This is a genomic window from Ardenticatena maritima (assembly GCF_001306175.1).
Classification (GTDB): domain Bacteria; phylum Chloroflexota; class Anaerolineae; order Ardenticatenales; family Ardenticatenaceae; genus Ardenticatena; species Ardenticatena maritima.
The window spans coordinates 470,208-493,438 of the sequence record NZ_LGKN01000003.1 but is presented as its reverse complement, the minus strand read 5'-3'; the positions used below and the strand labels follow the sequence as shown (position 1 = coordinate 493,438).

At 58.9% G+C, this 23,231-nt stretch carries 18 protein-coding genes and 1 tRNA gene; 6 read left to right on the top strand and 13 right to left on the bottom strand.

From position 1 onward, the window contains the following. The first annotated feature begins 88 nt into the window (after positions 1-88). A complete protein-coding gene (locus SE16_RS02250) occupies positions 89-667 on the top strand; it encodes a hypothetical protein (protein ID WP_054493689.1) in 579 nt (192 codons plus the stop codon). 14 nt (positions 668-681) lie between these two features. Here the strand turns inward: SE16_RS02250 and fdrA are convergent, their stop codons facing one another. From fdrA to SE16_RS02225, 5 genes are all read right to left on the bottom strand, one after another. Next, on the bottom strand, positions 682-2,394 hold the full coding sequence (fdrA, locus tag SE16_RS02245) for an acyl-CoA synthetase FdrA (protein WP_152918176.1): 1,713 nt from the start codon (positions 2,392-2,394) through the stop codon (positions 682-684). 10 nt (positions 2,395-2,404) lie between these two features. Further along, on the bottom strand, positions 2,405-3,280 hold the full coding sequence (locus SE16_RS02240; protein WP_054493691.1) for an ABC transporter permease: 876 nt from the start codon (positions 3,278-3,280) through the stop codon (positions 2,405-2,407). Between the two features lie 12 nt (positions 3,281-3,292). Continuing rightward, positions 3,293-4,393 carry an ABC transporter permease gene (locus SE16_RS02235; RefSeq protein WP_054493692.1) on the bottom strand — a complete coding sequence of 367 codons (1,101 nt, stop codon included), beginning with the start codon at positions 4,391-4,393 and terminating at the stop codon, positions 3,293-3,295. Then, entirely contained in the window at positions 4,390-5,976 is a 1,587-nt protein-coding gene (locus tag SE16_RS02230; protein WP_082374359.1) for an ABC transporter ATP-binding protein, read from the bottom strand. Before SE16_RS02230 ends, SE16_RS02235 begins: the two co-directional genes overlap by 4 nt. 70 nt (positions 5,977-6,046) lie before the next feature. Then, positions 6,047-7,351: a BMP family ABC transporter substrate-binding protein gene (locus tag SE16_RS02225; protein WP_054493693.1), complete on the bottom strand. Its 1,305-nt coding sequence runs from the start codon at positions 7,349-7,351 to the stop codon at positions 6,047-6,049. 251 nt (positions 7,352-7,602) lie between these two features. Between SE16_RS02225 and SE16_RS02220 the strand changes: the two genes are divergently transcribed. Together SE16_RS02220 and SE16_RS02215 are read left to right on the top strand one after the other, a co-directional pair. Further along, the gene (locus SE16_RS02220; protein WP_160317017.1) at positions 7,603-8,343 is read left to right on the top strand and encodes a response regulator transcription factor; all 741 of its coding nucleotides are present in this window, start codon (positions 7,603-7,605) and stop codon (positions 8,341-8,343) included. A gap of 119 nt (positions 8,344-8,462) precedes the next feature. Continuing rightward, positions 8,463-9,620, top strand: coding sequence for a sensor histidine kinase (locus tag SE16_RS02215; protein ID WP_060687142.1), 1,158 nt, complete (start codon positions 8,463-8,465; stop codon positions 9,618-9,620). 78 nt (positions 9,621-9,698) lie between these two features. Here the strand turns inward: SE16_RS02215 and SE16_RS02210 are convergent, their stop codons facing one another. Beyond that, positions 9,699-14,081, bottom strand: coding sequence for a carbohydrate binding domain-containing protein (locus tag SE16_RS02210; RefSeq protein WP_060687140.1), 4,383 nt, complete (start codon positions 14,079-14,081; stop codon positions 9,699-9,701). Positions 14,082-14,384: 303 nt separating this feature from the next. Next, the gene (locus SE16_RS02205) at positions 14,385-15,518 is read right to left on the bottom strand and encodes an SPFH domain-containing protein (RefSeq protein WP_160317018.1); all 1,134 of its coding nucleotides are present in this window, start codon (positions 15,516-15,518) and stop codon (positions 14,385-14,387) included. A 218-nt stretch (positions 15,519-15,736) separates the two neighbouring features. Between SE16_RS02205 and SE16_RS02200 the strand changes: the two genes are divergently transcribed. From SE16_RS02200 to SE16_RS02190, 3 genes are all read left to right on the top strand, one after another. Continuing rightward, complete coding sequence (locus tag SE16_RS02200; RefSeq protein ID WP_054493695.1) at positions 15,737-16,114, top strand: zinc ribbon domain-containing protein; 378 nt, start codon at positions 15,737-15,739, stop codon at positions 16,112-16,114. Positions 16,115-16,150: 36 nt separating this feature from the next. Further along, positions 16,151-17,530, top strand: a complete 1,380-nt coding sequence (gene der / locus SE16_RS02195) for a ribosome biogenesis GTPase Der (RefSeq protein ID WP_054493696.1) — start codon at positions 16,151-16,153, stop codon at positions 17,528-17,530. A gap of 92 nt (positions 17,531-17,622) precedes the next feature. After that, positions 17,623-18,408, top strand: coding sequence for a TrkA C-terminal domain-containing protein (locus SE16_RS02190; protein ID WP_054493697.1), 786 nt, complete (start codon positions 17,623-17,625; stop codon positions 18,406-18,408). Positions 18,409-18,411: 3 nt separating this feature from the next. Here SE16_RS02190 and SE16_RS02185 read toward each other — a convergent pair whose 3' ends face one another. The 6 genes from SE16_RS02185 to SE16_RS02160 form a co-directional block, all read right to left on the bottom strand. Next, on the bottom strand, positions 18,412-18,714 hold the full coding sequence (locus tag SE16_RS02185) for a metal-sensing transcriptional repressor (RefSeq protein WP_054493698.1): 303 nt from the start codon (positions 18,712-18,714) through the stop codon (positions 18,412-18,414). A 52-nt stretch (positions 18,715-18,766) separates the two neighbouring features. After that, complete coding sequence (locus SE16_RS02180; protein WP_054493699.1) at positions 18,767-19,666, bottom strand: 5'-3' exonuclease; 900 nt, start codon at positions 19,664-19,666, stop codon at positions 18,767-18,769. Further along, positions 19,663-20,481: a HEAT repeat domain-containing protein gene (locus SE16_RS02175; protein WP_054493700.1), complete on the bottom strand. Its 819-nt coding sequence runs from the start codon at positions 20,479-20,481 to the stop codon at positions 19,663-19,665. The genes SE16_RS02180 and SE16_RS02175 overlap by 4 nt, the downstream gene beginning before the upstream one ends. Further along, positions 20,478-21,659, bottom strand: coding sequence for a tyrosine--tRNA ligase (gene tyrS / locus SE16_RS02170; protein WP_407922985.1), 1,182 nt, complete (start codon positions 21,657-21,659; stop codon positions 20,478-20,480). Before tyrS ends, SE16_RS02175 begins: the two co-directional genes overlap by 4 nt. Positions 21,660-21,801: 142 nt before the next feature. Then, a tRNA-Arg gene (locus SE16_RS02165) sits at positions 21,802-21,874 on the bottom strand. A 99-nt stretch (positions 21,875-21,973) separates the two neighbouring features. After that, complete coding sequence (locus SE16_RS02160; RefSeq protein WP_054493701.1) at positions 21,974-23,206, bottom strand: glycosyltransferase family 4 protein; 1,233 nt, start codon at positions 23,204-23,206, stop codon at positions 21,974-21,976. Positions 23,207-23,231: the final 25 nt, after the last annotated feature.

Sequence of the window (23,231 nt, the reverse complement as noted above, 5' to 3'; positions counted from 1 at the left end):
CGCTTTTCTAACAGACTTTACACAATGAAGCGGCTCGCTGTGAGGTTGTGCGGACGAACTATCAACCCAACCGACTTCGGGAAGTGCTATGACCCAACAACAATCCTACGACCGCTATAATGAACCGTTTGCGTCGGTGTACGCCGTCGCCGACGTTTTCGACCACCTGGGGGTGGCGTATGCGCTGGGCGGTGCGTGCGCACGCCTGGCGTATGGCAGCCACCCGCGAGAGGTGGATGAAGCCGTTTTTTTCGCCGAGATGCGCCCTGAGCAGAGAGCGGCGTTCGAGGAAAAGGCGCAAACGCTTTTCCATGTTGAAGTTGAACGCTCTGAGCCAGCCCAGCCGCCCCGTTCCCTGCGTCTGAAACGGCTGGCGACACTTTTCGACGTGCGCATTTGGCTGGCGCGCCCCCCATTTGAGACCGAAATTCTCGCGCGGCGTCGCGAGCACGGTTTAGGGCGGCGGCGCTTGGTTTGGCTTGTCAGCCCCGAAGACGCCATTCTGAGCAGTCTCCACTGGTACAACCGCAGCGGCGGCGAGCAGATTGCCTGGTGGGACGATGCGGTGGACATGCTTCACACGCAGGGCAACACGCTCGACCGCGCCTATCTCGAAACGTGGGCGCAACGGTTGGGGCTTCGCACGCTTTTGCAAGCGGCGCAATAGTCCACGCCCCCTGTTCAAGATGGGCGTTTTTTCATGCGTTCCAGGATGGACATAAGCCGCTCGTTGCCCCCTGCGGGCGGTCGCCAGTCAACCCACACCACCGGCACATCCTGGGCTTCCATGCTCTGATAGAACGTTTCGATGCCGACATTGACGGCGGCAAACGGTTTTTCGATGCGCGCCAGGTCAACGGGACGGATACGATGGTGCAGTGTCAGCCGCTGTACCAGCGCCCCCGCCCAGCGCACCATATCGGCGTTGGTGGGGAAACAGCGCGCCCCTGCCTGTTCAAACATTGCCACCTGTTCCGCGTACTTTTGGGGGTCGTCGTCGGTGCCAACCACCACCACGCCCACATCCAAGCGCCGACCAGCCGATGCGGCGGCGGCGCGCACCCGTTCCACAGCCGGCGCCAGTTCTGCCGCGGGGTTGGGATGCGCCCCGTAGCCCAGCACCACATCCAGCAGGATGACGGCGACAGCGGGGTCAGCCGCTTCACGCTCCAGGAAGCGGATGCGCAGGTCGTTGTCAATCATGGGGTGCAAGCGCCCCACGGTAAACTCGTCCGCGCCCAGGTCAAGCACGGTATGTTCGCGCGTGGTGGTAGGGTCGTCGAGGGCGTAGGCTGGATCGAGCGGTGCGTTGGAATAGACGGCGGGCAGGTAGCCGCGCAGGAGCAAGAGCGCTTCGTAAGCCAGTGTGCCCCCCGAAAACAAGCCGCGCAAAAAGCGTTGTTCCGCGGCAAAGCCGGCGGTGTCGGGCGGTTCTACCGTGGCGGTGGTCTCTTCGGCAAGGCGCACAGCCTGCTCGGCGGTTTCAGCCAGGGTGCGCGTGAAGAACAGGTTGCCGTCCTGTGCGCGCGGCGCATTGTAGCCGATGAAGTTGATGACGGTCGGCTTGCCTGTGGCGCGCGCGGCACGCAGAACCTCTTCCACCACAACGGGGTCGGGGGGTTTGGAGACGAGCACAATCACACGTGTGTTGGGGTCGCGGGCAAGCAGGTCGAGCGCCTGCAAGGTGGTGATCGCCCCAACAGCGGCGCTCAGGTCGTGTGTGCCGGTGCCAAACGCGTGCGTCAAGCCGCCGCCCAGGCGGTGAATGCGCGTGCTCACTTCCTGCAAGCCCGTTCCCGCCGCTGCAACCATGCCAATCGGGCCACGGCGCACCTTGTTGGCAAAGCCCAGCCCCACACCGTTGACAATCGCCGTCCCGCAGTCGGGTCCCATAACGAGCAGCCCCTTGGCGGCGGCGTCGCGTTTCAGCGCAATCTCATCATCCAGCGGCACATTGTCGCTGTACAGGAAGACGTGACGGTTGAGCCGCAAGGCGTCGCGCGCCACACCCGCGGCGTAGCGCCCAGGCACAGAGACGAGCACCCATTCGGCTTCGGGCAACTGGCGAAGGGCGTTTTCCAGCGAGCGAGGGCGATAGAGCGATTGGGTTTGCGCCTGGCGGCGTTGGAGCAGGGCGTCCACGCGCGAGAGCGCCGCGCGCGCCGCCTCTTCACTTTCAGCACGGATGGCAATCACAAGGTCTTCGGGGTTTGCGGAGCGGGCTTCCTCGGTGAGCAGGTTGTTTTGCGCCAAAATCTCCTTGTTGGCGTCTGTCCCCATCACCACACCCGCGTCGAGGACACCCGGCTCATCGAGCAGGGCGCGCTGCAACTGCATGAGGACCACGGAGTCGTAGTACGCTCCTTTGCGAATTTCAATTTGTACGTGAGACACTGAATCGCTCCTATTCTTTCACATACGGCTCACCAAGGGCTTGGGGGCGAGCCGCGCCCCAGCGTGTGCGGAACCAATCGGTCGAAATGAGCACCAGCACGAGAATGGTCACGATAAACGGGACTGTGCGCCAGATGTAGCGCGAGAACAAGCCGGGGAGCACCAATTCGGGGTTGAGCGACAATTGCCAGAGCGTGCCAAAGAGCACAGCGCCCCCCAACAGCAGGATGGGGTTCCACATGGAGAAAAAGACCAGTGCCAGCGAGATGAAGCCCCACCCCATGAGGAAGTTGTAGTTCCAGACGGGGTTGTAGTAGAGCGCGTAGAGCGCCCCTGCGAACCCCGCCAGCGCCCCGCCAAAGACCGTGCAGGCGTAGCGGATGCGCGTCACGCTGACGCCGGAGACTTCGGCAACGTCGGGCGTTTCGCCCACCGAGCGGATTTCCAGCCCCCAACTGGTTTTGTTCAGCACAAACCAGACGACAACCACCAGCACAACGGCGACGAAGAAGAAGGGCGAAATGCCGAAGGTGGTGGGCAAACGGTCCAGCCCCAGCGGTCCCGTGTAGGCGCTGCCGATGTAGGTGGTGATGCCGAAGCCGAAAATCCAGATTCCCATGCCGCTCACCACCTGGTCTACCCGCAAGGTGACGGAGAAGAACGCATGCACCAGCCCCAACAACGCCCCCACCAGGACGCCCACAGCGAACCCCAACGCATAACTGCCGGTGGTTTTGGTGGCGATGAAGCCCAACGTCGCGCCAAACAGCATGATGCCTTCAACGCCGACATTGAGCACGCCACCGCGCTGGTCTACCAATTCGCCCACACCGGCGAAGGTGAAAATCATCGCGGCTTCAAGACTGCGCAAGAAAAAAGCGAGCATGTGCTTCCTCTCTCATGGACGGTCTATAATGAAGCGATAGCGGTAGAAAAACTGAAACGCCACGAGAATAATCATCAGCACCCCCATGAGGGCGTAATCCACGCCAAAGCCGAGGTGCAATTTTCCTTGGGCAAACCGCCCGCCAATGGAAAGCCCACCAAACAAAAGCGCCACGGGCAACGTCGCCAACGCATTGCCCTGGGCAATCAAGCCGCAAATAATGCCGAAGAACGCCAAATCGCCGATGGTGTTGTAATCGCGGGCAATTTTGTAAACGCCGGGCACAGCCGCAAAGTAGTGGTACGCCGCCAAGCCGGCAATCGCCCCGCCCAGCAGGAAGACCACCAGCGAAATGCGCGTGATGTTCACGCCGGCATAGCGTGCCGCTTTGGGACCCAACCCCACCGCGCGGATTTGGTAGCCCAGGCTGGTGCGCCGAAAGAGCACATCAATGCCGACCGCCAGCACCAGCACAAAAAAGATGGTAAAGGGCACACCCGCCACCATCGGCGCCCGCAAAGATGTGGGCAAGGTAAAGCCTTCTCCACGCCCACCGGGGTTCATGAAAATGCCCCCGTCCTTGATGGTGTGCGAAACAACCCAAAACGCGATGAAGTTGAGCATCATCGTGACCACAATCTCATTGACGCCCCAGCGCCCTTTCAGCCAGCCGGCAATGCCCCCCCACAACGCCCCGCCCAGCATGGACGCGCCAATCATCAGCGGCAACACCACCCAAGGAGAAAGGGGCGTGTCGGGCGAGGCTTTGCCGCCGAAAAGGTACACCACGCCGTAGCCTGCGAGAGCGCCGATGTAGAGTTGCCCCGTCATGCCAATGTTCCATTCACCCGCCCGCAAGGGCACGATGAAGGCATAAGTGCACAACGCCAGAAACACAAAACGGCTCAGCGAAAGGCGCAAACCGTTCGGGTTGAAGAAAGCATACCGGAAAATTTCGCCATACGCCTGCCGGGGGCTGACGTCGGCGAACAGGAAGACGAAGCCAAACAGGAAAAGCCCCACCACCAGCGCCAGCACCGAGAACAGGGCGGCTTCCCATGCGGGCAACGTCGTGCGTCGAACAATGCGGATACGATAGCCTGCCAGTGTCATGCGTTCGTCCTCGCTTGACCGCCGGCAATCATGGCGCCAACCGTTTCCTTGTCGGCGCGCTCGGCGGGAATGAGTTGCACAATGCGCCCCTCATACATCGGCGCGATGATGTCGCTGAGCATCAAAATCTCGTCCAGTTCCTCGGAGATGAGAATGACCGCCGCACCTGCGGCGCGGGCGTCCAGCAAGCGACGTTGGACGAATTCGGTGGCGCCAATATCCAGCCCCTGCGCGGGGAGATTGGCTATCACCAGTTTGGGGTTGCGCGACAGCACGCGCCCCATGATGACTTTCTGCAAGTTCCCCCCCGAAAGCGTTTTGGCTTTCACGTCCGGGCTTGGCGTCACCACCTGGTAGGTCTCAATGATGGATTCGGTCAGGGCGCGCAACTTCTTTTCGTTCAGAAACCCCCGCTGGACGTAGGCGTCATCCCAGTAGTAGTTCAGCGCGACGTTTTCCACCAGCGTAAATTCGCCAATCGAGCCTACTTCGGTACGTTCGGCGGGGGTATAGCCAATCCCCAACCGCCAGCGTTCCAGCACCGAGGCGTTGGTGATATCCCGCCCCAGAAAGCGCACGCGCCCCTGTTCCACCGGGCGCAAGCCTGCCAGCACTTCCGCCAGTTCATGCTGACCGTTGCCGGCGACGCCGGCGATTCCCAACACCTGCCCCGCGCGCAGGCTGAAAGAGACCCCATCCAGGGCAATCCCCCCCTTGTCATTGCGCGCCGTCACATTTTCGACTTCGATGACCACGTCGCCCGGCGTTGCGGGGGGCTTTTGCACGTCAAACAAGACTTCGCGCCCGACCAGCAATTGCGCCAGTTCGCGCTCGTTCGTTTCGCGCGTGGGGAGTGTCGCCACAACCCGCCCACGCCGCAGAATGGTCACGCGGTCGCTAATGCGGAAAATGATGGGCATTTTGTGGGTGATGAAGGGCACCACGCCCAGGTTGTTCTCCGTCATGCGTTCGATGGCTTCCAGCAAGCGGTCGGTTTCCACCGGCGTCAACGCCGAGGTAGGCTCATCCATGATGAGGATGTGCGCCCCACGGTAGAGCGCCTTCACGATTTCGACCGCCTGTTTCTCGCCTTCGGTGAGTTGCCACACCCGCGCGTACAGGTCGAGTTTGAAGCCGTAGGTTTCGGCAAGCGCGGCAATCTCCTCGGCGGCTTCACGCTCGTTCAAGAGACCGCGCGCCTTGGGGTGCCCCAGCAAGATGTTTTCCAGCACGGTATGCGCAGGCACCAGTTTGCGGTGCTGGTGCACCATGCCAATCCCATACCGGATGGCATCTTGCGGTGAATGGAAACGCACGGGTTGCCCACGCAGTTCAATTTCGCCCTCGTCGGGTTGGAGCAAGCCGAACAGAATGCTCATGAGCGTGGTTTTCCCCGCGCCGTTTTCCCCCAGCAAGGCATGCACCTCTTGGGCGCGAATCTCGAAATCCACATGGTCGTTCGCGACCACGCCGCCGGGGAAGCGTTTGGTAATGCCCCGTGCGCGGAGCAACACCTCGCCGGGCTGTACGTTTGCCCAAAACGTTTCAGCGAAATCTTCCACAGGTGTGCGACGTTTGAACATGGCTTCTCCTACTCGTTGGTCAAAACCAACGCCCCCATGCCAGGCAACAGCATGGGGGCGTCGCGCATGCTCATTCGAGGATGGTGATACCCGCCAGGTCGAAGTTGAATTTGGAGAGCAGCCAGGCGTCATCGGGCATCTCGTCCGCCGGCTTGACCACTTCACCCGCCGGCGGCACGCTCGCGCCTTCCAGTTCCAACCCCGTCCCATTGCTGACAAATTCATGCGCGAAGAAGGGGTCCCACACGCCTTTCATCATCTGGTCGCGGCGCGCCGCCACCAGGTCAATAATCTCTTGCGGAATCAGGTCGCGAGCGTTGGGGCTAATCGCGTCCACCCCGACTTTGCCATCATTCATGATGTCCACCGCGGCAATGCGTGTGCCGTCCGCCAGCACCATCTGGTCATCCATCCCCAGGTAGAGCACGTTGATGGGTTGCCGGTCACGCGCCAGCCAATCCTTGACCATGCGGTCGTAAATCACTTCCCAGCGCGTATCGAACGAAACCGCAACCGTCTCCAAGCCGCCCCAGCCGTATTCGCCGACAATGTCCATATCCTTGCCGACGTACCAAATGCCCTGTTCGACCGCAACGTCCAGCGGCGAGCCGGAATCGGTTTGTTGGGTGAGCACGTCCACGTTGTACTGTTCCACCAACGTTGTGGCAATGTCCCGCTCTTCTGTGGGGTTGTACCAATCGCCCACATACTTGACGTAGATGTTGACTTCTTTACCCAGCAACGCCGCCGCATCTTGCACACCCAGCGTAAACCCGGCCTGACGGCGAATCACCTGCACCGAGGGGAAGGCGGAGACAACGCCAATGTTGCCGGTTTGCGTGAGCGCGCCGGCAATCAAGCCTTCGAGATAGAGCGCCTGATACTGCCGCGGGAAGAAGCGGATGAAATTGGGGCGCGTCGTCAAATCGCTGGCAATCACCGAGCCAAAATAAACGTCCGGGTACTTATCGGCGAGTTCGACGAGCGGCAAGCCCATAAACTCGGCATTACCCACAACAATGTCAGCCCCTTCGCCTGTGATGAGTTCTTCGGCGAAAGGAACGGTGCTGTCGGGACCCACTTCTTCGCGGTACACATATTCCACAGTGGGATATTTTTCCGCCACGCGCTTGCCGGCGCGGTGGTGCGCCCCCGACCAGGTGGTGCCTTCGATAACGCTAAAATGCTCAATCGCGAGCGTCGCCACCGATTCCATGGAAGGCGCACTTTCCTGCGAAGAGGCTTCTCCCGACGATGAGGCTTCTTCCCCCCCACTGGAAGAACCGCCGCACATGGTGGTCGTCAATGCCACGAGCAACAAGAGGAACAACACGGAAAAACGGCGCAAAGTTGAAGCAGAAGAAATGGCACGCATAGCAGGCTCCTTTCATTTATGACAAGAGACAGGCACACCCGGAGGCAAAACGTACGGCCACGGCGAGAATGTAGTGTTTGGTATGCTAACAAAGATACAAACGGCTGTCAATCTCAAAACATTTCTTGCAAACAGATATAACCTTATCTTTTATGGCCCAAAAGGCATATGGACAGATCCCGCAAAGCGTTTTATACTTTTGCCAACCCGGTTCCAGAATGAAAACTCGCTCAAAGGAGAACGAAACGCGTATGAGCGACGCCAGATTGCTTTCATCACAAATGAACACCCCCGCGACATTCTACCGCATTTTGATTGTTGACGATGACCCTTTCATTTTGGAATTGGTGCGTCGCAAACTCGAACAATCGGGGTTTGATGTGTTGAGTGCCGTATCGGGCAAAGAAGCCCTTGCCCTGATTCAGCAAAAAGGGCTTCCGCACCTGGCGTTGCTCGATATCAACATGCCTGAAATGGATGGCTTTGAGTTGAGCCGGCGCTTGCAGGAATTCAGTGATGTGCCCGTCATTTTCCTGACAGCCGTTGACGAAGAGGATACGATTGTCGAAGGCATACGGCTTTTCGCCGAAGATTACGTGACCAAGCCTTTTAGCCCGCGCGAATTGGTAGCGCGCATTGACCGCGTGTTGCGCCGTATCGGCGATTTTCGCTATACGCTCAATCCCATCATCCAGGTGGATGAGCATCTGGCGATTGACTTTGGGCATCAACGCGCGTTCGTGAACGGTAAAGAAGTGCCGCTCACCCCAACCGAAACCAAGTTGCTGCACATTCTCATGCGGAACGCCGGGCGTCCTGTTTCGTACGATTTTCTGATTCGCCGCCTCTGGCCTATGGAAGACGTCTTTGAAGATTCACTCCGCGTTCATGTCCATCGCTTGCGGCACAAAATCGAACCCAACCCATCAAAGCCGCGCTACATCAAAACCGAACGTGGTATTGGCTATCGTTTCGCCGTCGAACCCGACTAATTTTCCCGCAGCGCCGGTTCTTCCTCAACTATCTTTGCTTCCCCCTGTTGTAATAGGTGTTGTAATACTCCCCACGCATACTCCATATATCTCAACATACAACCCAATTGAGGCGGATTATGCCGGTGCATGCCCTGCTTGAAACATTGGCGGAAACACTTTCATTTGCCTACATTCGCTTTACACCACAAGGGGCAAAAATTGAAGAAGGTGGTGAACCCCATTTGCTCCCCCCAGGTGAAACCCTGGCGGCATGCGCTCCATTTGTTGCTCAAAAACCCGATTTGCTGATGATGGCGCGCCGTGGTCGCCCTGTGCACATGGTCGTTCCATCGGGGGCGCCACCCGAACATCGCTGGCTCGAATACACAATCCGCTACGTTGAAGAGCCGCGATCCTGGCTGCTCGTGGTGCGCGATATCACCGAGCACGAACGCCTTCGTGAGCGCATGACCGCCCTGCGTGCCGAACACCAGCGCATCCAGGACGATATCGGCGAATACCGCATCGCGCTGGAACGTGCACGCCGCGGCCAGGAAGCCCAACACCGCCACAAAACTTTGTTTCTGGCGGCGCTGGCGCACCAACTGCGTTGGCCGCTCACCATCCTCAACGGCACCATCGAAATGCTCCTCGACGGCGATTTCGGGCCGCTCACCCCAGAACAGAGCCGCCCGCTCCACGCCGCCCAACAAGGGCTTGAGCAACTGAACACGCTTGCCGCCCGTTTGCTCGATCTCACCCGCCTTGAAGCCGAGCGCCTGCATTTGCTGATTGCGCCCGTGGCACTGAAAGACGTGCTCACAATACTTCACGACATCTGGCATCCCCGATACGCGCAAAAAGAGCAAACGTTTGAAATCATCCATCCGCCAACATTGCCGACGCTCTACGCCGACGCGCGCCGCCTGACGCAAATGCTGGATGAACTGCTTGACAACGCCTGGCGGCATACGCCAGCCGGCACACACATTACCCTTCACGTTGAACCAACCCCGGACGCCCAGATTCGCTTTGTTGTACGCGACACGGGTCCCGGTATCCCTGACACCATGCGAGCCCACATTTTCAACCCATTTGCGCAAGTCGCGCAGAAGCACTCTCTCCTGGCGCTCCATGAAGGCGTTCATCTTGGGCTGTATCTGACATACCGGCTAGCGCAATTGCATGGCGGCACGCTCGACGTGCAAAGCAGCCCCACGGGCACAACATGCACACTCCGGCTTCCACTTCGCAGCACGCGCCACGCGGCTGTTTCCACACGCCAAAGCGCATAAAAATCATCACTCTAAAAACGCAGGCGGGCGTCGCATGACGCCCGCCTTTTTCATGTGCCGCTTCAACGCTTTCAACGCTCAGGGACCGTTGTTCCCAATCAGCGGGAAGTAGTACACGTACCAATCCTGCAAATAGACCCAATCCATGCGGAATGTCCCCACGCTGTTTTGCGGCATGCGCAGCCCATAGCCCGAAACAGCCGAGAGCGTCAAACCGTCATTGGGCGCGCCAGCCGGCTGTGTGGCGCTCCGCGTAAATTGCGAGAACGGTATCACCACCCGGCGCCAGCCCGGTGTGTCATCCACAAAATGCGCCTCGAACCGTTCGGCGGTATCCGCGGCGCCATACACGCGAATGTAATCCACTTTCAACTCTTGCGGGAAGGGCATGGACGGGTCAATGTCGCCGCCAAAGTTGCCGCCAATCGCCATGTTCAGGATGAGGAAGAATGGGTGGTTGAAGACCCACTCGTTGGGCGCAACATCCGCCGGCGTCGCATTGTGGTAGTTGATACCGTCAACGTACCAATGAATTTCATCCGGTCCCCATTCGACCGCAAAGGTGTGGTAGTCGGACGCCACGGTGGTCGTAAAGGCGTAGGTGTTGCCAAAACCGGCGCCGCCCGAATACCCAGGACCGTGAATCGTGCCAAAGACTTCGTTCGGGAAGCGGCTCACGTACTCCATTATGTCAATTTCGCCGGACTGCGGCCATCCCACTTCGCCAATGTTGGTGCCCAGCATCCAGAAAGCCGGCCACAAGCCCGCGGGTCCATCGGGCACTTTGATACGCGCCTCGATACGCCCGTACTTGAAAGCCTGCTTCTGCGCTGTTACCAGACGCGCCGAGGTGTACTCGCACGGACCATACCAGCAAAGCGGCGCGTTATTGGGATCGGTCGGTTGCAGGGAAATCACCAGGTTGCCCTGCCCGTCGGTGCTCGCATTCGCGGGGTCGTCTGTGTAGAATTGGAACTCACCATTGCCCCACCCCGGAATACCGTACATGGTGCCATCCCCAATTTCATGCGTCCAGATATTGGGGTTGGGCGGCGTTCCCGCCGGGTCGTTGAATTCATCGCTCCACACCAGCCCCCAATCGCTCGGCGCCACATCGCCCGTCGTCACCGCCGGGTTGTCCAGCAATTCGACGGTATAGGTTTCACCGCTCCCCGTGCCATAGAACCAGAAACTCAACGCCTCGTATTCGCTCCAATCTTGCGGTTCAACAAAGCGGCGCGTCAGCACAGCGGGGCTGTTCGTTGTGTCATACGCCACTTCCAACAGCCGTTCGTAGGTATCCTGCTCGGGGCGCGCCTCAAGGCTCCCGCTCATCACCTCGGTGACAGTAAGTGTCAACGTGCCACTGATTTCAAACGGGTGCCAGCCTTCAAAGTCATCCACCAGCGCCGGGTCGGTCGGCTCATCATCCTCAATCGTCACCATCGCCCGCGCGGCAAAGCCCAAATCGGCGTTGATAGCGTCGCGCAAGTTGAGCATGAGTGCGCGTGAACCGTCATCCTTGGCGTTATCCAGCGTGGGCACAGTAAACGTCATAACGCTCTGCCCCGGCGCAAACGTCAATGTCCCACTCACCGGCACAAAATCGCGGTAGGGGCGTGCCGTGCTCTCCGCCGTCACATACGTCACGGTGACGGTCTCCGTGGTCGTCACGCTCAGCGCAACCGTCACCACCGCCGTCTCCCCTTCCGTGACCGTATAACTCGTGTCGGCAAACGCGACTTGCAGCGGAATTGCCGTAGCCACTTTGCCATACAGCGTTACATCATCAACGTAGTAGGTTTGCGTGCCCATGTCCACCGAGCCATAGCCGCCGACCGCATAGCCCCACACTTCGGTCAACGTCAGGCCGTCGTTGGGCGCGCCATTGCCGATTTCTTTGCGCGCAAAGTCGCTAAACGGCACCTGGAAGAACTTCCAGCCCGTGAAGTTGTCCACAATGCTGTATGACCAGCGTTCGGCATCGTCAGTCGTCGAACCGGGGTTGCGGTTGTCCAGAATGTCGAAGAAGAGCGTCCCGCCGGTATTGTTGCCGTAGAGCCAGAAGCAAATGCCCTCATACGACGACCAATCTTGCGAGACCCATGTGTCTGCCGCATCGTTGGTGAAGGCGTGCGTGTACCCAGCCCACTGCCCGGCGCCAATCGTCACATCCAATTGCAACACCGTATTGCTGATGACCGCGCCCGGCACCTGCGAAGGCGGGTTCTGCGTCAGCGTAATCGCCGCCGCCGCACCGGGAGCGTTCCACGTCACATACCCAACGCCAATCCCGTTGCTATCCTGTCCCGACGGCAACGCGCTCTGCTCAAAATCATCCACAACCTGCGTGCGCACTAACAATCCAACATCATCAACGTAGTAGGTTCGCGTGCCCATGTCCACCGAGCCGTAGCCGCCGACCGCGTAGCCCCACACCTCGGTCAGCGTCAGGCCGTCGTTGGGCGCGCCGTTGCCGATTTCTTTGCGCGCAAAGTCGCCAAACGGCACCTCAAAGAGTTTCCAGCCCGTGAAGTTGTCCACAATGCTGTATGACCAGCGTTCGGCATCGTCAGTCGTCGAACCGGGGTTGCGGTTGTCCAGAATGTCGAAGAAGAGCGTCCCGCCGGTATTGTTGCCGTAGAGCCAGAAGCAAATGCCCTCATACGACGACCAATCTTGCGAGACCCATGTGTCTGCCGCATCGTTGGTGAAGGCGTGCGTGTACCCAGCCCACTGCCCGGCGCCAATCGTCACATCCAATTGCAACACCGTGTTGCTGACCACCGCGCCCGGCACCTGCGAAGGCGGGCTCTGCGTCAGCGTAATCGCCGCCGCCGCACTGGGGGCGTTCCACGTCACATACCCAACGCCAATCCCGTTGCTATCCTGTCCCGACGGCAACGCGCTCTGCTCAAAATCATCCACCAGCGTGAATTTTGCGCCACCGGTTGCCGGCGCATCATTGTCCACAATCGTGACGGTCACCGCGGAGCGCACCCCAAGTTGCACACCTTGCGGATTGCTCAACAGCACCGCCAACGTCTCGTCGTCCTCTGTTTTGGTGTCATCCAGTGTGGTGAGAACCACCGTTTTCTCGGTCTCGCCCACACCAAACGTCACCGTGGTGGAAAGCGGCACATAATCCACGCCGGCGAGCGCCGTACCATCCTGGCTTTGCACCGTCACGGTGACGGTTGTCGTCGGCGGTGTGTTCAAACCGAGCGTCAACGTAATCGGAAATCCTTCACTGCCGCTATACGCATTTTGCACAAAATTGACCGTAGGCGTCACGTTGCCGTCGCCAAACAAGAGCACGTTATCAATGTAGGTTGTACGCGTACCGCCAGGCAACGCCAGCGCATAGGCTTGCACATCGGTCAGCGTCAGGCCGTCATTGGGGGCACCCGGCGGCTGATAGGCATAATCACGGAAGAACGCATCCCACGGAATGCTGATAAACCGCCATCCATCGAAAGCATCCACAAACTCATAGGCAAAGCGTTCAGCGGTATCACCGGGCAAATTCGGGTCGGGGTTGTCGCTCAAAATCACCCGATACGTTTGCCCGCTGTTGCTTCCCCAGAACCAGAACCCCATACCATTGTAGGCGCTCCAATCCTGGCCACCGAGGTTATTCCCCGTGCCGGCGCCCCACCCCGCCGAGTTGTACTCAATTTTGAGCACCGAATTGGGGTCCAGCCCTGGCACGGTGTTGGTGGTCACCACGGTTGTGTTGATGAACGTCCCGTTCTGGTAATCCCCGTACTGGAACCACGTCCCAGGCAAGCCGCTTTCAAAGTCGTCAACCCCCTGAATTTTCACCAGTCGCACATCGTCCACATAGACCGTCGCCGATGTGCCAACCGGCAACGCCAGCGCATAGGCTTGCACATCGGTCAACGTCAGGCCGTCATTGGGGGCACCCGGCGGCTGATAGGCGTAATCACGGAAGAATGCATGCCACGGGATGAGGATATGCCGCCAGCCCGCGCTCGTATCCACAAACTCGTAAGCAAAGCGTTCGGCGGTATCACCGGACGCATTCGGGTCGGGGTTGTCGCTCAAAATCACCCGGAACGTCGCGCCGGTTGCCGCGCCTTTGAACCAAAACGCCAATCCATCGTAGGCGCTCCAATCCTGGCCACCGAGGTTATTCCCCGTGCCGGCGCCCCACCCCGCCGAGTTGTACTCAATTTTGAGCACTGAATTGGGGTCCAGCCCTGGCACGGTGTTGGTGGTCACCACGGTTGTGTTGATGAACGTCCCGTTCTGGTAATCCCCGTACTGGAACCACGTCCCAGGCAAGCCGCTTTCAAAGTCGTCAATGAGGGGCAATGCTGTTGTTGGAGCGGCTTGGGCGCGCGGCGTGGCGTCCGGTTGCCAGAGCGCCAACACGCCAACAAGGGCAAACAAGACGGCAAAAACGAAGAAACTCGTCAAACGATACCTCTGCTGCATACGAAACTCCTTTTTCTGTCAGTTGCCATGCTTTCGGTTGCCGATGGCAACGTTGCGCCCCAGACAAATATGAAATCGATTTCACACGCGAATAAAAAATTTTCACCCACTCATCCTGAAAGCGTTTTCATAATATTGTGAAAAGAAATGTGAAACGGCTTTCATGGCTGTTCACAAGCGTATCACATCGTCAAAAAAACGTCAATCGGATAAAACGCCTATTTTGGGGCATCCTGAGACCATACACGCAAAAAAGCCGCCCCTGACTGAAGGGCGGCTTTTCCATGCACGACGCCATCGCCGTTATGGCGTGGTCGGTTGCGTTTCGTTCGCGCCCTCTTCTGGGGCGGGTGTTGGCGTCGGTTGGGGCGACGGTGTTATTTCTTGCGTGAGCACCGGTGTGAAAATCTCGCTCGGCAAGATAAACTGCCCCGACCCCACAATCAACGGGAACTCGCCGTTCCATGCCTGCACCGACTGCCAGGCAATCACAGCTTCGCTGAGGCTTTCCGCAATCAAGCGGTTGGCTTCCGCCTGGGCTTGCGCCTGAATGAGAATCGCCTGGGCTTCGGCTTCAGCTTGCAGACGGCGCGCTTCGGCTTCACCCTGGGCAATCCCGATACGTTCGAGGCGCTGGCGTTCGGCTTCCGCTTCGGCTTCGATAATCAAGCGTTCCTTGTCAAACTTGGCTTGCTCGGCAAGGTTTTTCTTCGTGATGATGTTTTCGGCTTCGATTTGCTTCCGCTCGACCGCGGCTTTGTACTCATCCGTAAATTGAATGGAGCGCAAGCCGAAGAAGGTCAATTCCAGCCCCGCACGTTCAAACTCGTTGCGCAACTTTTCGGCAATTTCTTCCTGGGCAAGTTCCACATTCCCCGAATAGAGATCGCTGGCGGGGTATTTTTTCAATGTGTTGCGCACCACCACGCGGCTCGCCGCCTTGACCACGCGCTCAACCACCTCTTGCTCGGTGCCCAAATTGCGCAAAATGTCAGGCGCTCGTTCGGGGCGAATACGGAAGCGCACGGTGTAGCGGGCGCGAATTTGCTGCCCGTCGGACGTAGCCGTATCCACTTCAAAGTCGCGATAGTCGGCGTTCGACGTTTGCGGGTTCTCCGACGTCTCGTAGATGATTTCTTGCGTGCGGTAAATCACAACTTCATCAATGAACGGTGTTTTGAAGTGCAAACCGGGGTTGAACACGCCCACAATATCCCCAAAGCGTTTGACAACCCCCACCGTTCCGGCTTCGATTTGAACAACACTGTCCGCAAACGCCGTCAATCCCAACACCAGCAAGACAACCCCCAAAAATGCGCTCATAATTAAGCGGATATTGATGGGTTTTTTCTGGCGCTGTTGGAGCGAGACCAAAACAACCGTAATAAAAACACCCAGAAACACCGCCATAAACAAAAAAGACATGGCTCTGGACATGGAAGCCTCCTTTTTTCGGTGATTGCAAATCAGTAGCGGCAAAGAAAAGTACGTGGACGAGATGAGCGGGTTGCACATACGCATGGTAGCAGAACGTGGCGCATTGGAGAAACAGTGGACGTGCGTCTGTTGAGTGCCATTGCATGCTCTTTGTTTTCGCGGTGTAAAGCGATATACTATACGCCGCTGTGTGCAGATGAATGAAAGGATGACGCCCCATGAGTATCGTGGATATCTGCCCAACGTGTGGAGCCGTCAACGAGCCCAATGTCACGTTTTGCGGCGCTTGCGCAGCGCCTTTGCACGCGCCGCTGGCGGAACGGAAATCGGCGCTGCCGACAAAATGGTCGCCGCCCACTTCGGCTGTGGCGCTTGGCGCAACAGTGCTCACGTTGCGGGTGGGGCAATGGCTCGTCAAACGAGCGTGGGATACCTGGTTGGCGCGCCGTGAGACGCGCACGTCAACCGCCATTCAGCCAAAATCCCAATCTGCAGAAGCGCCGCTCAAAACAACCTTGCATATCCGCCGACGGTGGGCGTGGGGCGACCAGAATGGGCTGCGCGAATGGGGCGAGGAAGATATCATCATCGAATAAGCATGCAGGAAGACGAATCTCAAACGGAGTTGTTCAATGAAGCGAAAACCATTGGTTGCCCTCGTTGGTCGCCCGAATGTCGGGAAATCAACGTTATTCAATCGCCTGATTGGCGAGAAAAAAGCGATTATTGAGGACGTGCCAGGCACAACGCGCGACCGTGTGTATGGTGAAAGCGAGTGGGTTGGGCGCACATTCAATGTGGTTGATACCGGCGGGCTTGTGCTTGCCCCCGAAGACGATGACGCCTTCACGCCGCATATCCGCGAACAGGCGTTGATGGCGATGGATGAAGCCGATGTGATTGTCTTCATGGTGGATGGGAGCGAAGGGTTGACCGCCGCCGATGAAGAGGTAGCGGAACTCCTGCGCCGCACCGACAAGCCCGTTGTGCTTGCCGTCAACAAAACCGAAAACGAAGAACGCCGCCTCAACGCCGCCGAATTTTATGCGTTGGGGCTTGGTGAACCAATCGAAATCTCGGCGTTGCATGGCATGGGCACCGGCGACCTGCTGGATGCCGTGGTCGCCTACTTCCCGCCCGGCCGCCTGGACGCCTTCGATGAAGAAGAGGACGACAGTGTGCGCATTGCGATCGTCGGGCGTCCCAATGTGGGGAAATCAAGCCTGCTCAACCGTATCCTGGGGCAAGAACGCTCCATTGTCAGCGAAGTGCCCGGCACGACACGCGACGCCATTGACACACGCATTACCTACTACGGCCGCCCGATGACGCTGATTGACACGGCGGGTATTCGCCGCCGTGGGCGTATTGAGCGCGGTATCGAAAAATACAGTGTCTTGCGCTCCATGCGCGCCATTGACCGCGCCCATGTGGCGTTGCTGGTGATTGACGCCACCGAAGGCGTCACCGCCCAAGATGCTCACGTGGCGGGCTACATTTTAGATGCCTACAAAAGCGTGATTGTGGTTGTCAATAAATGGGACCTGATTGAAAAAGATACCTACACCATGCTGGAATACGAGCAACGTATCCGCGCGGCGCTCAACTTCATGGATTATGTGCCGCTGATCTTTGTTTCCGCCAAAACGGGGCAACGGGTCACCAAAATTCTGGATCTCGCTCTGGCTGTGTACGAAGAACGCTTCAAGCGCATCCCGACGGGTGAATTCAACCGCTTACTCACTGAGGCGCAAGCCCGCCATGCCCCGCCCAGTGAAGGACGACGCAAACTGCGCATCAAATACGGTACCCAAGCCGAGGTTGACCCGCCCACATTCGTTCTGTTTATGAACCATCCCGACCTGATGCATTTCAGTTATGCGCGCTATCTCGAAAATCAGATTCGTGAACGCTACACCTTTTTAGGCACGCCCTTGCGTTTCCGTTATCGCGGTAGCGACGCCCAAGAAGACCAAAAGCCCAAGAAAAAAGCGCGCGCCAAAAAACGCTAACCAGACGTGGAGACGAGCACAGGCGAGCGCCACCGCTTTGCGCTCGCCTTCTTTTTTCATGACATGCCCACTACCAGGACAAGGAGGAAACAATGAGTGCCGTTGTTTCAGTTTTGCTCATTGTGGTGCTTTCTTACTTCATCATCCGCATCGCGGCGGTGGCTCTCACGCTGACGGGTGTGGCTGAAGATGTGGCCATCTTCCAAGCGACATCCGCCTTTACCGGCGTAGGCTTCACAACCAACGAATCCGAGATGATTGTGGACCATCCCGTCCGCCGCCGCATCGCGCTAACGCTCATGTGGATTGGGAACATCGGGATTGTCACGGGTGTTTCCTCGCTCATGCTGGCATTTCTCGGCGTAAGCGGACGCACACAGTTGGAACGGATGGGAATGCTGGGGGGTGGTCTGGCACTTCTCTGGTATCTGGCGCATAGTCGGCGGCTGGAGCGTTTCATTTCACACGCCATCGAGGTCGCACTTTCTCGCTGGACTGACCTGGATATACGCGATTACGCGGCGCTTCTGCGGCTCTCAGGCGAGTATGAAATTATCGAACTCTTTGTGGAAGAGGGCGATTGGGTCGCGCACAAGACCTTGGCGGAATTACAACTCAACGAGGAAGGCATTCAAGTTCTGGGGATTGTGCGACCGGATGGCACGTATGTCGGGGCGCCTACCGGACGCACGCGCATCCTGCCCGGCGATACGCTCATCCTCTACGGGCGCGCTTCCCTGCTGGCGGAGTTAGACGAACGCATCCAGGGCGCGATGGGTGATCGCGCGCACGAAGCGGCATGCTCCGAACAACAACTCATCCTGCAAGCGCAAGCCCAAGCCGACCACTATTCGGATTACTCGGAAGAAGCGGCCTGAGGTTCACGAGCGGCGCAACACCATTGCCAGCGCATGCTTCAAATCTTCCAGCGCCTGCTCGCGCTCGGTTTCGTCGGCACACGCCACAATGCACGATTCAATGTGCGCTTCAAGCACCTTGATGATGACTTGATTCATGGCCGCTTTCACGGCGGACATTTGGACCAGCAGGCTGTTGCAATCCTCATGGTCGGCAAGCATGCGCCGAATAGAGCGCACATGCCCCTCAATACGTGCAAGGCGTGCATCAATGTTTTTTTCCTGCTCGGGTGAAAGGTAAACAGCGCCCGGTTCAGGTGTCGGCATCGTTCCTCCTCAACACAACAATGAGCGACGGCTTTTCTCCGGCAACAGCCGGTCATCCCTCCACCCCGTTTGCTCGGCGAGGTGGGGGAAGAGCATCCAGCAAACTTTGCGAACCAAGTACCGCAAACTGTGCTTCAACCTGCGCCGGGTCATACCGCAGCCCGAGGCGCGTGAAGTTGTATTCGATGGTGGGGACATCATCCACCAGGCGCGCCAGGCGCAGGCTCAGCAGCGCCATATCACGTCCAGCCTCCAATTTACGGCGCACCGCCGGCGAACAATCGTCCAGATGGGCGTAGATAGCGTCCAGCGTGGGGAAGCGCTGCAACAAGCGGGCGGCTGTTTTCTCTCCAATGCCCCGCACGCCGGGAATGTTGTCGCTGGGGTCGCCCACCAGTGCTTTGAAGTGCGCCACTTGTTCGGGACGAATGCCCCAGCGCTCGTACAGGCGTTCAGGCGTGTAGCGTTCCGCCTGTTGCAGGGAACGGGTGGGATAGAGCAACTGCACACGCGGGTGCAACAAGGCGAACATATCCCGGTCGCCGCTGACAATGAGCACATGGGCGTCGCTGCGTTCGATTATCTGGCGCGTCAGTGTCGCCAACACATCATCGGCTTCGTAGCCTTGCGCGGTGTACAGTGGAACATCCAGGGCTTCCAGCAAAGGGCGCAGCCGTTCGACCTGCTCCGCCACGGCGGGGTCAATGGTCTGCCGCCCTTCCTTGTAAGCGGGGTACATCTCTTCACGAAACGAATGGTCCAGGTCGAAAACAACCGCCACGGCGTCAGGCGCTTCGCTTTCCAACAAGCGAAACAACATCATCAAGAAGCCATAGATGAGGTTGATGGGTCGCCCCTGGGTATCGCGGAAGGTTGGCGGAAGAGCGTAAAACGCCCGAAAGGCCAACGAGTGCCCATCAACAAGCAAGATGGTACGCGGTGGGCTGGTCATTGCATCTGCCGCCATTCGTCCAACAACTGCCGCGCCGTCAATGCCAGGTCGGCGCGGCGCGTGTTTTTGATACGGTGGGCACTCTCGCGCAGCCAAGCGGTTTGGGTTTCATTGCCGCCTTGGAGTTTGTGGAGCACGTGATACGCGCGCTCGGTACGCCAGGCGCTCGGTTTCGTCGTTGCCAGGTGCAGCAATAGCGGCTCGACAACCGCTGTGCCGATATGCACCAACGCTTCCGCCGCCAGCCAACGCACGCCTGAATGCGCATCGGCGAGCGTTTCCAGGAGCAAGGGAATGGCGCGCTCGTCAGCGGTATGGCTGAGGACGCGGGCGGCAAGCCGGCGCACCTGGGCGTTGGTTTGGGTGCGCAACAAGTCCAGCATGGCGGGGACGACCTGGCGCCCCAACGCGATGAGCGCCTCGGCGGCTTCGCCCGCCACAATGCTCTCCTCGGCAAGTAGCGCCGTCAAATCGGGGATGGCGCGCGGGTCGGGGTCGGCGATGAGGCGGCGCACGGCTTGCAAGCGCGTTTTGAAGTCGGGTGCATACAGATCTTCAACATGTGGGGATGGAGAAGAAAGATCGTCGGCGAGGGGCGCGTGTTCGGGCAACCCCTCGCCGGACAGTGTCAGCAGCACGGCTTCAAGCATGGTCTCTTCGTCTTCTTCGGCAAGCGCTTCAAGCAAGAGCACGCGGGTCGCGGCGCCTTCGTTTTCGACAAACGCCAGCAAGGCGTGCAAGGCGCTCTCGTCGCCTTCGGCAATGCGTTCGAGCAGGTCGAGCACGTCCTCACGGCTCAGGCGCTTGCGGCTCATGCGGGCACCAGTTCAACAAATTTGCGTTTGCCAACGCGCAGAACGTGGCTTGCTCCGTCAGGTTGAACGGTGTAGTCAATATCGGTAATGCGCTCGCCATCCAGGCGCACGCCCCCCTGTTGCACAAGACGGCGCGCCTCGCTTTTGGATGACGCCAGCCCCAATTCGACGATGAGGTCCACAATGTTTTTGGGTTCCGGCAATGTGTGGCGCGGCATTTCATCGGGCAATTCGCGCTGTTGGAAGACCGTCACAAAGTGCTCTTCGCCACGCCGTGCGCCTTCTTCGCCGTGGAAAATCGCCGTCACGTTGCGGGCAAGCAACATTTTGACATCGCGCGGGTGGCGGCGTCCGGCTTCCAAATCGGCAAAAATGGCGTCAATTTCGGACGGGCTGAAGGTGCTCAGCAGTTCAAAGTAGGTCCGCATCACGTGGTCGGGAATGCTCATCAGTTTGCCGTACATGTCTTCCGGCGTCGTATCCACCGGAATGGCGTTCCCCAGGCTCTTGGACATCTTCATGTGCCCGTCCGTGCCGGGCAAAATCGCCGTCGTGAGCATAATTTGCGGCTTCTGCCCAAAGACTTCTTGCAATTTACGCCCCGCCAGAATGTTGAAGGTCTGGTCGGTGCCACCCAATTGCACGTCGGCTTCGAGCATGACGGCGTCGTACCCCTGCATGAGCGCGTAAAAGAATTCATGCAGGTAGATGGGGTCGCCTTTGGCGTAGCGCTTGGCGAAATTATCGCGTTCGAGGAATTGCGCCACAGTGAAGTTGCTGGCGAGTTTGATCACATCGGCAAACGTCAGTGATTGGTGCCACTCGCTGTTGTAGCGAATGACCGTGCGCTCCGGGTCGAGAATTTTGAACGCCTGCGTGGTGTAGGTTTTGACGTTGGCTTGCACCTGTTCGGGCGTCAGCTGGGGGCGTGTTTTGTCCTTGTCGCTTGGGTCGCCAATCAAGGCGGTAAAATCGCCAATCAGGAAGATAGCGGTGTGCCCAAGTTGCTGGAATTGCGCCAGCTTGCGCATGGGCACAGTATGCCCCAAATGCAGGTCGGGAGCGGTGGGGTCAACCCCCAAATAGACGCGCAACGGCCGCCCTTCGGCAAGGCGTTCACGCAGTTCGGCTTCCATGCGTTCGCGGGTCTGTTCATCGCCAAATTGCGTCCCCTGCATCAGCAGGCGTACTTGCTCGTCAACAGAAAGGCTCATTGTGATTTCCTCATGCTCGGATTGGTTGGGTTGCTTTGACAGACCGACAACATCAAAACCTGCCAGGCTGGTCTCCGCCTGACAGGTGACATTGCGGTCAAATGAGCGCCCCGGGAGGGACTCGAACCCCCGACCAACGGCTTAGAAGGCCGCTGCTCTGTCCGCTGAGCTACCGGGGCACAGGCGGCGCGATTATAGCACACCTTTCAAATCGGTGGTAGTTGTCGGCGTTTGGCATGCACGGTTTTCGTCGCCCCGCCCCCGTTTTCGTCTGGGCGTCAAGCGGTGTGCGCCTGTGCCTGCACAAGCGGCAAAAGGCGGTCTTCCACAATGCGCCGCCACGTAAACTCGCGCAACATGCGCTTGCGCAAGCGAAGCGCGCGGTCGTTGCGTAAGGCTTCGGCAATTTCAGAGGCGACCTGTTCGGGCGGCGTTTCGGGAGCGAATAAGAAGGCATCAGGCGCGACACTTTCATGGAAGGGGGGCAAATCGGTGGCGAAAATCGGCAATCGCAACAATCCCGCTTCCAGCACTGGAATGCCAAACCCTTCCTGCTTGCTGGTGAACATGAGGGCATCGGCGACCTGGTAGAGCGCCGCGACTTCTTCATCGGTTGGTTCAACGCCCGCTTCGTAGGCAAAATGCGCCGCTTCGGTGATTCCCAGGCGTGCCCGCAATGCCAGCAATTCCTGAAAGTAGGCTTGATTGGCGGGATTGTGTGGACCAGGCGGTCCCGTCACAATCAGCCGCGCATCTTCGCCCGTGTGTGCGCGCAACGCCGCCAGCCATTCCAGCGCCCGCTCAATCTGTTTGCGCCGCGTGATACGCGCGGGAAGCAGGAAGACGACATCCGCCCGCCAAAGCCCCCACTGCTCAACCAGGGTGGCGATGCGTGGGGGCAAGCGCCACAACGTGGACGGTTCGACCCCCGGCGGCACAACCGCAATGCGCGCTTCATCCACGCCATACAGCCGCGCCAAATCGGTGCGCTGGGCGGCGCTGACGGTCACATGCCGCACGCCGGGCCAGGGGCGGCGCAACAACTCCCACGGCTCGCCCGGATGCAGTTCTGGCAGATACTGCGGGCGCAACCAGGCAAAATCATGATGCCAAGCAATCCACGGTGGTCCTTCGCCCGCCAACACCATGCGATAGACGGCGGTCGTCAGCGCCAGGTTTTTGTGCAAGGTGAAGAAGTTATGTCCAATTACCACATCGTACCCGTGCAATGTGGTGCGCAAGGCTTCGCGGATTTCGGCCACCAGCGGCTCAAAGTCGTCGGGAATGTCGCCGCGTGCCAGCGCCGCATTGAGCGCCTCGATACGCGCCCCCCGCGACCCCACTTGTGGGACGTGGTGGAAGACCATGCCGGGCAAGCAAGCCTCGCCGCGCCCCGCCACCACCACCACTTGATGCCCCAAAGCGAGCAATATGCGCGCGTGGTGAAAAATCGTCAGTTCGACGCCCCCCACAAACGGCGGTCCTGCGTAATGCACCATGCCAATCCGCATTGTCAATCTCTCCGCTCGTTCGTCA

Excerpts from the sequence above, each read along its gene's own strand:
- SE16_RS02250 (WP_054493689.1), top strand. The coding sequence starts at position 89 with ATGACCCAACAACAATCCTACGACCGCTATAATGAACCGTTTGCGTCG.
- SE16_RS02240 (WP_054493691.1), bottom strand. The coding sequence starts at position 3,280 with ATGCTCGCTTTTTTCTTGCGCAGTCTTGAAGCCGCGATGATTTTCACC.
- SE16_RS02235 (WP_054493692.1), bottom strand. The coding sequence starts at position 4,393 with ATGACACTGGCAGGCTATCGTATCCGCATTGTTCGACGCACGACGTTG.
- SE16_RS02230 (WP_082374359.1), bottom strand. The coding sequence starts at position 5,976 with ATGTTCAAACGTCGCACACCTGTGGAAGATTTCGCTGAAACGTTTTGG.
- SE16_RS02225 (WP_054493693.1), bottom strand. The coding sequence starts at position 7,351 with ATGCGTGCCATTTCTTCTGCTTCAACTTTGCGCCGTTTTTCCGTGTTG.
- SE16_RS02220 (WP_160317017.1), top strand. The coding sequence starts at position 7,603 with ATGAGCGACGCCAGATTGCTTTCATCACAAATGAACACCCCCGCGACA.
- SE16_RS02215 (WP_060687142.1), top strand. The coding sequence starts at position 8,463 with ATGCCGGTGCATGCCCTGCTTGAAACATTGGCGGAAACACTTTCATTT.
- SE16_RS02210 (WP_060687140.1), bottom strand. The coding sequence starts at position 14,081 with ATGCAGCAGAGGTATCGTTTGACGAGTTTCTTCGTTTTTGCCGTCTTG.
- SE16_RS02205 (WP_160317018.1), bottom strand. The coding sequence starts at position 15,518 with ATGTCCAGAGCCATGTCTTTTTTGTTTATGGCGGTGTTTCTGGGTGTT.
- SE16_RS02200 (WP_054493695.1), top strand. The coding sequence starts at position 15,737 with ATGAGTATCGTGGATATCTGCCCAACGTGTGGAGCCGTCAACGAGCCC.
- der (WP_054493696.1), top strand. The coding sequence starts at position 16,151 with ATGAAGCGAAAACCATTGGTTGCCCTCGTTGGTCGCCCGAATGTCGGG.
- SE16_RS02190 (WP_054493697.1), top strand. The coding sequence starts at position 17,623 with ATGAGTGCCGTTGTTTCAGTTTTGCTCATTGTGGTGCTTTCTTACTTC.
- SE16_RS02185 (WP_054493698.1), bottom strand. The coding sequence starts at position 18,714 with ATGCCGACACCTGAACCGGGCGCTGTTTACCTTTCACCCGAGCAGGAA.
- SE16_RS02180 (WP_054493699.1), bottom strand. The coding sequence starts at position 19,666 with ATGACCAGCCCACCGCGTACCATCTTGCTTGTTGATGGGCACTCGTTG.
- SE16_RS02175 (WP_054493700.1), bottom strand. The coding sequence starts at position 20,481 with ATGAGCCGCAAGCGCCTGAGCCGTGAGGACGTGCTCGACCTGCTCGAA.
- tyrS (WP_407922985.1), bottom strand. The coding sequence starts at position 21,659 with ATGCAGGGGACGCAATTTGGCGATGAACAGACCCGCGAACGCATGGAA.
- SE16_RS02160 (WP_054493701.1), bottom strand. The coding sequence starts at position 23,206 with ATGCGGATTGGCATGGTGCATTACGCAGGACCGCCGTTTGTGGGGGGC.